Source organism: Pantoea eucrina, from assembly GCF_001691555.1.
Taxonomy (GTDB): Bacteria; Pseudomonadota; Gammaproteobacteria; order Enterobacterales; family Enterobacteriaceae; genus Pantoea; species Pantoea borealis.
In genome coordinates this window covers 382,706-394,788 of record NZ_MAYN01000008.1, presented here as the reverse complement: position 1 = coordinate 394,788, position 12,083 = coordinate 382,706, and the positions used below count along the sequence as shown (strand labels likewise).

At 58.3% G+C, this 12,083-nt stretch carries 11 protein-coding genes; 3 read left to right on the top strand and 8 right to left on the bottom strand.

The annotated features are described in order from the left end of the window. Positions 1-315 precede the first annotated feature (315 nt). A complete protein-coding gene (gene purL / locus BBA90_RS07985; RefSeq protein ID WP_065648664.1) occupies positions 316-4,206 on the bottom strand; it encodes a phosphoribosylformylglycinamidine synthase in 3,891 nt (1,296 codons plus the stop codon). A gap of 270 nt (positions 4,207-4,476) precedes the next feature. Between purL and mltF the strand changes: the two genes are divergently transcribed. Then, entirely contained in the window at positions 4,477-5,934 is a 1,458-nt protein-coding gene (mltF, locus tag BBA90_RS07980) for a membrane-bound lytic murein transglycosylase MltF (protein WP_065648663.1), read from the top strand. Here mltF and tadA read toward each other — a convergent pair. After that, complete coding sequence (gene tadA / locus BBA90_RS07975) at positions 5,931-6,425, bottom strand: tRNA adenosine(34) deaminase TadA (RefSeq protein WP_075050724.1); 495 nt, start codon at positions 6,423-6,425, stop codon at positions 5,931-5,933. The two genes, mltF and tadA, sit on opposite strands and share 4 nt — an antisense overlap. 57 nt (positions 6,426-6,482) lie before the next feature. Then, positions 6,483-7,121: a phosphatidylglycerophosphatase C gene (gene yfhb, locus BBA90_RS07970; RefSeq protein WP_065648661.1), complete on the bottom strand. Its 639-nt coding sequence runs from the start codon at positions 7,119-7,121 to the stop codon at positions 6,483-6,485. A 200-nt stretch (positions 7,122-7,321) separates the two neighbouring features. Here yfhb and BBA90_RS07965 point away from each other — a divergent pair, with 200 nt between their 5' ends. After that, positions 7,322-8,161, top strand: coding sequence for a MurR/RpiR family transcriptional regulator (locus BBA90_RS07965; protein WP_039379683.1), 840 nt, complete (start codon positions 7,322-7,324; stop codon positions 8,159-8,161). Positions 8,162-8,217: 56 nt separating this feature from the next. Beyond that, on the top strand, positions 8,218-8,469 hold the full coding sequence (locus BBA90_RS07960; protein ID WP_065648660.1) for a YfhL family 4Fe-4S dicluster ferredoxin: 252 nt from the start codon (positions 8,218-8,220) through the stop codon (positions 8,467-8,469). Between the two features lie 9 nt (positions 8,470-8,478). Here BBA90_RS07960 and acpS read toward each other — a convergent pair whose 3' ends face one another. From acpS to rnc, 5 genes are all read right to left on the bottom strand, one after another. Next, positions 8,479-8,859 carry a holo-ACP synthase gene (gene acpS / locus BBA90_RS07955; protein ID WP_039379688.1) on the bottom strand — a complete coding sequence of 127 codons (381 nt, stop codon included), beginning with the start codon at positions 8,857-8,859 and terminating at the stop codon, positions 8,479-8,481. Then, positions 8,859-9,590: a pyridoxine 5'-phosphate synthase gene (pdxJ, locus tag BBA90_RS07950; RefSeq protein WP_065648659.1), complete on the bottom strand. Its 732-nt coding sequence runs from the start codon at positions 9,588-9,590 to the stop codon at positions 8,859-8,861. Before pdxJ ends, acpS begins: the two co-directional genes overlap by 1 nt. Before the next feature lie 70 nt (positions 9,591-9,660). Beyond that, a complete protein-coding gene (gene recO / locus BBA90_RS07945) occupies positions 9,661-10,389 on the bottom strand; it encodes a DNA repair protein RecO (protein WP_065648658.1) in 729 nt (242 codons plus the stop codon). A 3-nt stretch (positions 10,390-10,392) separates the two neighbouring features. Continuing rightward, positions 10,393-11,298, bottom strand: coding sequence for a GTPase Era (gene era, locus BBA90_RS07940; RefSeq protein WP_039379695.1), 906 nt, complete (start codon positions 11,296-11,298; stop codon positions 10,393-10,395). 48 nt (positions 11,299-11,346) lie between these two features. Continuing rightward, positions 11,347-12,027, bottom strand: a complete 681-nt coding sequence (gene rnc, locus BBA90_RS07935) for a ribonuclease III (protein WP_039379698.1) — start codon at positions 12,025-12,027, stop codon at positions 11,347-11,349. Between the last annotated feature and the right edge of the window lie 56 nt (positions 12,028-12,083).

The following is a 12,083-nucleotide window of genomic DNA, read 5'->3' as shown; positions in this document are numbered from 1 at the left end:
GCGAATGAGCCACGCGTTAATTATAGCAACTATCGTGCCACTTTTTAAATCTCTTTATTTATCAGAGATACACCAGGGAAAATGGCGTCCGGATCGCGAAAGCAGCCTGCTGACGGCGCAGAAGTGTCTCTGCTTAGCGACGCATTTCGTCAGGTTTTTTCTTAATCATAAAAATCAGGGCGTTAAGTGTCTCCTGATAGCGACAGTACAGTCGCTCATTTGTCGGTATATCGCGACACGTGCCCTGAATCCTGCAAAAAAGCCGCCCTGCGGCGGCTTTGTGGTTTCTTTCATCTGCCTGCTGCGAAATGCAGATCAGCCCAGCTGTTTACGCGCATTGCGGAAAATGCGCATCCACGGGCTGTCTTCACCCCACTCCGCCGGATGCCAGGAGTTGCTGACGGTGCGGAAGACGCGCTCCGGATGCGGCATCATGATCGTGACGCGACCGCTTTCGTTCGTCACCGCCGTGATGCCATTTGGCGAGCCGTTCGGGTTAGCCGGATAGTTTTCGGTCACGTTACCGAAGTTATCCGTGAAGCGCAGTGCGACCAGGCCTTTTGCTTCCAGCGCGGCCAGATGGGCGCCATCACGCACTTCAACAAAGCCTTCACCGTGCGATACCGCGATCGGCATGCGTGAACCCGCCATCCCTTCAAGCAGCAGCGACGGGCTGGCCGCCACTTCCACCAGGCTGAAACGCGCCTCAAAACGCTCAGACTGATTGCGCACAAAACGCGGCCACAGCTCGCTGCCGGGGATCACTTCGCGCAGGTTTGACATCATCTGACAGCCGTTGCAAACCCCCAGCGCCAGCGTCTGCGGACGATGGAAGAAGTTTTCAAACTCATCACGCACGCGCCCGTTAAACAGAATCGATTTTGCCCAGCCTTCGCCGGCACCCAGTACGTCACCGTAAGAGAAGCCGCCGCACGCCACCAGCGCATGGAACTCTTCCAGACCGCGACGGCCCGCCAGCAGATCGCTCATGTGCACATCCACGGCGGTAAAGCCGGCGCGATGGAACGCCGCTGCCATCTCAACGTGCGAGTTAACGCCCTGCTCGCGCAGTACGGCGATGCGCGGACGCACGCCTGTGGCGATCATCGGTGCAGCCACATCCTCTTCCGGACGGAAGGTCAGCTGAACGTTCAGACCCGGATCGCTGTCGTTTTGCTTCGCTTCATGCTCCTGATCGGCACAGGCCGGGTTATCACGCAGGCGCTGCATCTGCCAGGTGGTTTCGGCCCACCAGGTACGCAGCGTTGTGCGGCTTTCGCTGTAGACCGGATGCTCGCCGGCGCGGATCACAAAACGGTCGCCCGGCAGCGCCTTACCAATCACGTGCAGCGCGCTGCGCAAACCGTGGTCAGCAAATACCTGCTCTACCGCCGCCAGATCGGCTGCGTTAATCTGCAGCACCGCGCCCAGCTCTTCGGTGAACAGCGCCGCCAGCGCATCGCTGCCCAGCGCGGCGATATCCGCCTCAATACCGCAGTGGCCGGTAAAGGCCATCTCTGCCAGCGTCACCAGCAGGCCGCCGTCGGAACGGTCGTGGTAGGCCAGCAGCTTCTGTTCGCTAACCAGCGTCTGGATAGCATTAAAGAAGCCCGCCAGCTGTGCGGCATCGCGCACGTCAGCCGGCTTATCGCCCAGCTGACGATAGACCTGCGACAGCGCGGTTGCACCCAGCGTATTGGCTCCGTTGCCGAGGTCTGCCAGCAGCAGCAGGTTATCCTGATCTGCCTGCAGCTGCGGCGTTACGGTACGCCGGACATCTTCCACGCGCGCAAAAGCGGTGATCACCAGCGAGAGCGGCGAGGTCATTTCACGCTCCTCATTGCCCTGCTGCCAGCGGGTTTTCATCGACATGGAGTCTTTGCCAACCGGAATAGTGATCCCCAGCGCCGGGCAGAGCTCTTCACCAACGGCTTTAACCGCTTCATACAGGCCGGCATCCTCACCCGGGTGTCCCGCTGCTGCCATCCAGTTCGCGGACAGCTTCACGCGCTTCAGCGAACCAATTGCAGTAGCAGCCAGGTTAGTCAGGGCTTCGCCTACTGCCAGACGCCCGGAGGCCGCAAAATCCAGCAGTGCGACCGGCGCGCGCTCACCTAAGGCAAAGGCTTCGCCGTGATAGCTGTCGAGGCTGGCCGTGGTCACGGCGCAGTTCGCAACCGGGATCTGCCAGGGTCCGACCATCTGATCGCGCGCCACCATACCGGTCACCGACCGGTCGCCGATGGTGATAAGAAACGTTTTCTCAGCCACCGCAGGCAGATGCAGCACGCGGTTAACCGCATCAGCAATTGTGATGCCGCTACGCTGCAGCGCATCGCCTTTTGCCTGCTGCCGCGTGACATCACGCGTCATTTTAGGCGTTTTGCCCAGCAGAACATCCAGCGGCATGTCGATAGGCTTGTTGTCAAAATGGCTGTCGCTCAGCGACAGGTGCTGCTCTTCGGTAGCTTCACCAATCACCGCATACGGGGCGCGCTCGCGCTGGCACAGCTCATCAAACAGCGCCAGTTTCTCTGGCGCCACGGCCAACACATAGCGCTCCTGCGACTCGTTACACCACACTTCCAGCGGGCTCATGCCAGGTTCATCGCTGAGAATGTCGCGCAGATTGAAGTTACCGCCGCGTCCGCCATCGCTGACCAGCTCAGGCATGGCGTTAGAGAGACCGCCCGCGCCGACGTCGTGGATAAACAGAATCGGGTTGGCTTCGCCCAGCTGCCAGCAGCGGTCGATCACTTCCTGACAGCGGCGCTCCATTTCCGGGTTGTCGCGCTGCACTGACGCAAAATCGAGGTCGGCATCTGACTGACCGGAGGCCATGGATGACGCTGCACCGCCGCCGAGGCCGATGTTCATCGCCGGCCCGCCCAGGACGATCAGTTTGGCCCCCACGACAATCTCGCCTTTCTGCACGTGGTCTGCACGAATATTACCGATACCGCCTGCCAGCATGATTGGCTTATGGTAGCCGCGCAGTTCAACGCCGTTATGACTGTTAACCTGCTCTTCATAGGTACGGAAGTAACCGTTCAGCGCCGGACGGCCAAATTCGTTGTTAAACGCTGCGCCACCCAGCGGACCTTCAGTCATGATATCCAGTGCGGTAACAATACGATCCGGCTTGCCGAAATCCTCTTCCCACGGCTGCTCAAAGCCCGGAATGCGCAGATCGGAAACGGAAAAGCCGGTCAGACCCGCTTTCGGTTTAGCGCCACGCCCGGTTGCGCCTTCATCGCGAATTTCACCGCCCGAGCCGGTCGCTGCACCCGGCCAGGGAGAAATAGCGGTGGGATGGTTATGCGTTTCTACTTTCATCAGAATATGCGCGGCTTCCTGATGGAAAGCGTATTCGCCCTGCTGTGCATCAGCGTAGAAGCGACCAACGTCTGATCCTTCCATCACGGCAGCGTTGTCTTTATAGGCTGACAGCACGTGATCGGGATGCTGCTCAAACGTATTCTTGATCATTTTAAACAGCGATTTGGGCTGTTTTTCGCCATCAATGATCCAGTCAGCGTTGAAAATTTTGTGACGGCAGTGCTCTGAGTTCGCCTGCGCAAACATATAGAGCTCAATGTCATTAGGGTTGCGACCCAGACGGGTAAAAGCATCCAGCAGATAGTCTATTTCATCATCTGCCAGCGCCAGCCCCAGCGTGGTATTCGCCTGCTCCAGCGCCTGACGTCCGGTTCCCAGTACATCAACGCTCTGCAGCGGCTGCGGCGTGTGATGAGCAAACAGCTGCTCTGCTGCCTGCAGGTCGCTGAATACGCACTCCATCATGCGATCGTGCAGCAGGCCAGCCAGCTGCTGCCACTGCGTTTCTGTCAGCTGCGGCGCCTGAACATAGAACGCCAGGCCGCGCTCCAGGCGTTTAACCTGCGGCAAATCGCAGTTGTGAGCAATGTCCGTGGCTTTCGATGACCAGGGAGAGATAGTGCCAGGACGCGGCGTAATCAGCAGCAGACGCCCTTGAGGCGCATGTTCAGCGAGAGAAGGGCCATATTTCAGCAGGCGCTGCAGGCGGGCGTGTTCATCCGCGCTGAGCGGTGCAGCAACATCAGCAAAATGGACATACTCGGCGTAAATATCACTCACCGGCAGATGAGCGTTCTGAAAGCGGGTCAGCAGTTTGTTTACACGAAATGCTGACAGAGCGGGCGAACCACGCAGAATTTCCATCATTAAAGATCTCTCGTCTTCGAAGCGCCGGGCGACGCTTCATTGGGCGCAACAGGGAAAACGGGCGGTATTATAGAGAAAGCGCGCAGGTAACGAAACCGTTTGCGCAGAAAAACTGCCATACGGGATTTGCCTGAATTTTGCGCAAAACCTGCTATATGAGTTGCCCTGTTTCGCTTTGTTGCGCAAAATGCCCCTCGCTCTGGGAGTAAAAAACAATACCAATACTGCCTTTAAAGGACAGAGGCCTGTGAGCCATTAAGAGACAACCATTTGAAACGCCTAAAATTAAATTATCTGTTCATCGGTCTGATCACCGTGCTGCTGGCGCTGGCGCTATGGCCGGCAATCCCCTGGTACGGGGGCGATCGGGACGCGCTGACAGCGATCAAATCACGCGGCGTGTTACGCATCAGTACGGTCAATTCGCCGCTGACGTATTACACCATCAACCAGGCACCGGCTGGCATGGATTACGAGCTGGCAAAGCGCTTTGCAGACTACCTCGGCGTCAGGCTGGAGGTCACTGTGCGGCCCAGCCTGGGCGATCTGTTTGACGATCTCGATGAGGGAAAAGCCGATCTGCTCGCCGCCGGGCTTATCTATAACAGCGAGCGTCTGGCGCACTATCAGGCCGGCCCCAGCTACTATTCGGTGTCGCAGCAGCTGGTTTACCGTATCGATAAACCGCGTCCGCGCACGCTGGGCGACCTGAAAGGCCGCCTGGTGGTGCAGTCCGGCTCAGCTTATCTCTCGACGCTGCGGACAGAAAAAGCCAACAGCTATCCCGATCTCGACTGGGCAATCGCCACCGATCAGGGACAGAAAGCGCTGCTGGAGGCGGTGGCTGACGGCAAACTTGACTACACGGTAGGCGACTCGGTTACCGTGGGCCTGCTGCAGCGTATTCACCCGCAGCTGGCGGTCGCCTTTGATATCACCGATGAAGAGCCGGTGACCTGGTATCTGCCGCGCAATGATGACAGCAGCCTTAACGCGGCCATGCTCGATTTTTACAGCCAGATGGGTGAAGAAGGCACGATGGCGCGACTGGAGGAGAAATACCTCGGTCACGTTGGCACATTTGATTATGTCGATACCCGCACCTTCCTGCGCGCGATTGACAATACGCTGCCGGATATCAAACCGCTGTTTAAAAAGTATTCTGCCAGCATGGACTGGCGTCTGCTGGCGGCGATCTCCTATCAGGAGTCGCACTGGAATCCGCAGGCGACCTCACCCACCGGCGTGCGCGGCATGATGATGCTGACGCGTAACACAGCGGATAGCCTTAATGTTGATGACCGGCTTGACCCGGAGCAGAGCATTCGCGGCGGCAGTGAGTATCTGCAGCGTATGATGGATAAAGTGCCGGCGAGCGTGCCTGACGACGAGCGCATCTGGTTTGCGCTGGCGGCCTATAACATGGGATATGCGCACATGCTCGATGTGCGCCGGCTGACGGCGAAACAGGGCGGCAACCCTGACAGCTGGGCAGATGTGAAGCTGCGCCTGCCGATGCTTAGTCAGAAGCGCTACTACGCGCAAACCGCCTATGGCTATGCGCGCGGGCACGAAGCGTATAACTACGTGGAGAATATCCGTAAGTATCAGCTAAGTCTGGTGGGCTATCTGCAAGAGCAGGAGCGGCGCCTGGCGCAGCGTTCAGCGCTGGAAGCGGAGCTGGGCGCCGGTTATCCGGCGGTTGAGCCCAAAATCGCCATGAATTAATCTGCGCGCTGTGCCTGACGCAGCGCGCGCTTCTGCTCGCGTCGCATACGAAAAAAGTCGCTCAGCATGCCGGCGCACTCCTCCGCCAGCACGCCGCAGGCGATCTCGATCTGATGATTCATCCCCGGATGCCCCAGCACGTCCAGCAGTGAACCGGCCGCGCCGGTTTTGACATCTTTTGCGCCGTAAACCAGCCGGGTAATGCGGCTGTGTACCATGGCACCGGCACACATGACGCACGGCTCCAGCGTGACATAGAGCGTGGTATCCAGCAGGCGGTAGTTATCCAGCACTTTACCGCCCTGGCGCAGCGCCATGATCTCCGCGTGTGCGGTAGGATCGCACTGGCCGATGGGCCGGTTCCAGCCCTCCCCTATGATCCGCTCTCCCTGCACCAGTACAGCCCCGACCGGCACCTCACCCTGCTCCCGGGCACGCTGCGCCAGCTGCAGCGCGTGACGCATCCAGTATTCATCAGTTTGTGGTTTCACCGGGTAACTCCTGCAGAATGAAAAGGCGGCGCATTATAGACAAAAACGCCGCGCGATTCACTCCAGCTGCTGCAGTTCGCCACGCGGTGTTACGCGCCAGCGATGCTGACAGAAAAACAGCAGCGGGTTGTCCTGTTTGCTGTCGCTGTAGCCGCTGTAAAGCTGCAGCGGCGTGCCAATCTGCTCTTCCAGCTGCGCGACCTTTTCGTGGCCGAGACAGCGCATTGCCAGCACGCGTCCGCCGCGTCCTGGCCGCATCTGGCTGGCGATCAGTTTCACACGCGGCAGAAAGGCGGAATCGAAATAGACCTGCTCCACCAGTGATTGCGGTGATCCGGTAATTAGCCAGACATCGGCATCGTCACTCTGCAGGTAATCTGTCAGGCGCTGCTGCACCACCGGAAACGCCACTACCCGCTCGCGGAACCACTGCGCAAACTCCGCTTCACGCGCGCGCAGGCGCGTTTCGCTGTGCCCGAACGTGATCGCCCAGAGCAGCAGACTCATTGGCCAGCGCGCTGCCCGGCCTTTAACCAGCAGCCCGAGCCCGATAACCGGCAGCAGCGGAACCACCAGCAGCAGATTCAGCGGCTGCCGGCGCAGCAAAAAGCGCATAAAGGTTCCAAACATATCCTGCTGATGCAGCGTGCCATCCAGATCGAAAAATACGACGCGGCGTTGCGAGTCCTGTGTCAAACCTCTCTCCTTTTTTAAATCAGTTGCTGCTCTACAGTGTAGCCAGCAACCGCGCTTAGCGAAGCTGTGATTTTTAATTCCGCTAGCTACAAAGCCCACTGAATAGTTTATTCTTGGTGACACGGAGTATTTACTATTACTGCGCGTGTGGCAGAGAGGTAACCTGCGGCATGCTATGAAACCGGGAGTAAGGATCGAACATGAGTTCACTGCTGCGAATCCGCCAGCTCTATCCCCGGCTGGCGCTGAATGAGCGCCGGCTGGCTGACTTTTTACTGTCACAGCCCGATCGGGCGCGCCATCTCAGCTCACAAAAGCTGGCTGAAGAAGCGGGCGTCAGCCAGTCGAGCGTGGTGAAGTTTGCGCAGAAGCTGGGTTATAAAGGATTTCCGGCCCTGAAGCTGGCGCTGAGTGAATCGCTGGCGGATCGCGATGCGATCACCGTGCATAACCATATTCTCAGTGACGATCCACTGAAAACCGTAGGTGAGAAGCTGCTGACTGAAAAGATCTCTGCGATCCGCGCCACGCTGGATATCAACAGCGAAGAGAAACTGATGGAGACGTTGCATCTGCTGAAGAATGCCAACCGTATTCTGCTGGTGGGGATCGGCGCGTCTGGCCTGGTGGCGAAAGATTTCTCCTGGAAACTGATGAAAATCGGCATTAATGCGGTGGCTGAGCAGGATATGCACGCCCTGCTCGCCAGCGTACAGGCGATGGCGCCTGGCGATGTCCTGCTGGCCATCTCCTACACCGGCGAACGGCGTGAAATTAATCTGGCGGCACAGGAAGCGGCCGCTATCGGGGCTGATGTGGTGGCGTTTACCGGTTTTACGCCGAACGCGCTGCAGCAGTGCGCCTCCATCTGTCTCTATACCGTTGCAGAGGAGCAGAGCACGCGCAGCGCGGCCATCTCCTCAACCAGCGCACAGCTGGCCCTGACGGATTTACTGTTTATGGCGCTGGTGCAGCACGATCCGGAGCGGGCATCAAGCCACATCCGCCACAGCGAAGCACTGGTGAAAAAGCTGATATAAGCGTTAAACCGGCCTATAATGACCGCGCATTTATTAAGGATTAACGGACGTAAAGAATGGCGTTACTGATTACGGCGAAATGTATTAACTGCGACATGTGTGAGCCGGAGTGTCCCAATCAGGCTATCGCGCTGGGTGAGGCGATATATGAAATCGATCCGGCGCGCTGCACCGAGTGCGTGGGGCACTATGAAACCCCAACCTGTCAGAGCGTCTGCCCTATCGACAACACAATTATCAGTGACCCGCAGCACGCCGAAAGCCGCGACGCGCTGTGGGAGAAATTTGTGCAGCTGCATCCGCACTGAGGACGAACATCAGTCCTCAATAATCACCGTGGCGCAGGCGTAGTGGCGCTCATCAGCCAGCGTCACGTGCACGCGCTGCACGCCAAGCCGCTCTGCAATGATGCTCGCCTGCTCAAAAAAGCGCAGACCTGGTTTCCCCAGCGCATCGTTGAATACCTCAAACTGATTAAACGCCAGCCCGCCGCGGATCCCGGTGCCAAACGCTTTGGCCGCCGCCTCTTTAACGGCAAAACGCTTGGCCAGAAAACGCACCGGCTGCTGATGCGCCTGATACTGCTGCCACTCTGCGTCGCTCAGTACGCGGCGCGCCAGGCGATCGCCGGATCGTTCGATGACGCCGGCGATGCGCTCAATTTCCACGATATCGCTGCCAAGACCAAGGATCGCCATCAGCGCCGCGCTTCCCGCATCAGCTGTTTCATTTCGCTCACCGCCTCTGCCAGCCCGCTGAAGAGCGCCCGCCCGATAATGGCATGGCCGATATTCAGCTCATGCATCTCCGGCAGCGCCGCAATCGGCTGTACGTTGTGATAGGTCAGTCCGTGGCCGGCGTTGACTTTCAGTCCCAGGGAAGCCGCGTAGTGCGCCGCTTCACGAATGCGCAGCAGCTCGGCGTCACGCACCGGCCCTTCCGGTGCCTCGGCGTACGCGCCGGTATGAATTTCGATATAGGGGGCGCCGCTGGCAACGGCCGCATCAATCTGCCGGCGATCGGCATCGATAAACAGTGACACCAGTATGCCCGCTTCAGACAGCTGCTGTACCGCTGCGCTGACGCCCGCCTGCTGGCCCGCGACGTCCAGTCCACCTTCCGTTGTCACCTCCTGACGCTTCTCCGGCACCAGACAGACAAAGTGCGGCCGGATGTCACAGGCGATGGCGATCATCTCATCCGTGACCGCCATCTCCAGGTTCATCCGCGTCTGAATGGTATCGCGCAGGATACGCACATCGCGATCGGTGATATGACGGCGGTCTTCGCGCAGATGCACGGTAATGCCGTCAGCACCCGCCTGTTCGGCCACAAAAGCCGCCTGTACCGGATCGGGATAGTGGGTGCCACGCGCGTTACGTACGGTAGCGATATGATCAATATTGACGCCTAACAGCAACTCAGCCATAACTACGCTTCTCTTTGTCCAATGTCAGTGCAGTGTATCGCGATGATACGTTCAGGTGGTATGACCGCCGCTACGCCTGCGGCGCATCAGGTTTCTTCTTTGGAATAAACTGGCGAAACAGCTCCTGGCTCTTCAGCGGTTTGCCGCCGAGATAGGGCTTCAGCGCCATGCGCGTAAAGCGCTTGGCTGCCCGCAGGCTGTCGGCATCGGGGAAACTGCGCGCTTCAATGGCGCGCAGCTGGTGACCGGTAAAACTGCGCTGGTTCAGCACCAGGCTGGCGATAAAGCCCTTCTCTTCGCGGTAGCTGTAGGTCATGGCGTCATCAATCGCTTCGCCGCTGCCGGCGCAGTGCAGAAAATCGACGCCGTAGCCGAGATGCCCGAGCAGCGCCAGCTCAAACCGGCGCAGCGCCGGTTCCGGCGAGGCCGTGCCGGCAGCCAGTTCCTGGATACAGTTCAGATAATCGAAGAAGAGCTCAGAAAAGGGGATCTCCTGCTCCAGCACGCGCGACAGCAGTTCATTGACATAGAGACCGCAGTAGAGCGTGATACCGCTGAGCGGCAGCGCCAGTGACACCGCTTCGGCGTTACGCAGCGTTTTCACTTCGCCGCGTCCGCCCCAGCGCACCAGCAGCGGCGTAAAAGGCTGCAGGGTGCCTTTCAGCTGAGAACGGCGCGAGCGCGCGCCTTTAGCCAGCACGCGGACGCGTCCCTGACTTTCCGTGAAGAGATCGAGCAGCAGGCTGGTTTCGCTGTAAGGGCGACTATGCAGCACAAACGCGCGTTGCCAGCCTTCCATCAGTTACAGATCGTCTGTGTAGCCCAGGCTGCGCAGCGCACGTTCGTCATCTGCCCAGCCCGATTTTACTTTCACCCAAAGTTCGAGGTGCACTTTGGCTTCAAACATCTCTTCCATGTCGCGCCGCGCTTCGATACCGATGGTTTTGATCTTTGACCCTTTGTTGCCGATAACCATTTTTTTCTGGCCTTCGCGCTCCACCAGAATCAGGCCATTGATGTCGTAGCCGCCGCGCTCGTTAGCGACAAACTGTTCAATCTCCACGGTGACGGAGTAAGGCAGCTCGGCGCCCAGGAAACGCATCAGCTTTTCGCGGATGATCTCTGAAGCCATAAAGCGCTGTGAGCGGTCGGTGATGTAGTCTTCCGGAAAGTGATGCTCTGCCAGCGGCAGGCGCTTGCGGGCAATCGCTGCGATGGTATCGACATTTTTGCCATTCTCAGCAGAGATCGGCACGATATCGAGGAAATTCATCTGCTGACTCAGGAACTGCAGGTGCGGCAGCAGGATACTTTTATCCTGAATGTTATCCACCTTGTTCACCGCCAGCACCACCGGCACTTTGCCATCGCGCAGTTTGTTGAGCACCATCTCATCATCCGGTGTCCAGCGCGTGCCTTCCACGACGAAAATCACCAGCTCCACATCGCCAATTGAGCTGCTGGCAGCACGGTTCATCAGGCGGTTGATCGCCCGCTTCTCTTCCATATGCAGCCCGGGCGTATCCACGTAGATCGCCTGATAAGCGCCTTCAGTGTGAATGCCCATAATGCGGTGGCGCGTGGTTTGCGGCTTGCGTGAGGTGATCGAGACCTTCTGCCCCAGCAGCTGGTTCAGTAAGGTTGATTTACCGACGTTAGGCCGGCCTACAATCGCGACAAAGCCGCAATAAGTTTCGTGTTCGCTCATTCGGGTCCTGACTTAGTCAGCGCCGGGATGGCGCTGTCGTAAAACAATTTATTCGAGTCCAAGCTTGATTAAAGCCTGTTCGGCAGCAGCCTGTTCCGCTTTACGGCGGCTGGAGCCTACGCCCACTACCGGGTCGGCCATGCCACTCACCTGACAGTGAATGGTGAACTCCTGATCGTGCGCTTCGCCACGTACCTGCACCACCAGATAGGAGGGCAGCGGCAGATGGCGACCCTGCAGATACTCCTGCAGGCGCGTTTTAGGGTCTTTCTGTTTATCGCCCGGGCTGATCTGCTCCAGACGATTCAGATACCAGTCGAGAATCAGCTTCTCAACGGTCTGTATATTGCTGTCGAGGAAGATGCCGCCAATCAGCGCCTCTACCGTATCCGCAAGGATCGACTCACGACGGAAGCCGCCGCTTTTCAGTTCGCCTGGCCCGAGACGCAGGCACTCACCCAGTTCAAATTCACGCGCCATTTCTGCCAGCGTATTGCCACGCACCAGCGTGGCACGCATGCGGCTCATATCACCTTCGTCCACGCGCGGGAAGCGGTGATAGAGCGCGTTGGCAATCACATAGCTGAGAATTGAATCGCCAAGAAATTCAAGCCGTTCGTTATGTTTGCTGCTGGCGCTGCGGTGTGTCAGGGCCTGCTGCAAAAGTTCCGGATGAGTAAAAGTGTAGCCCAGTTTGCGCTGCAGCTTAGTAATGAGAATGGGGTTCATGCGATTCCAGTTGTTCTGTGCGTCTGTAACTCTGCATACGAAACAGGGCTGAGAGC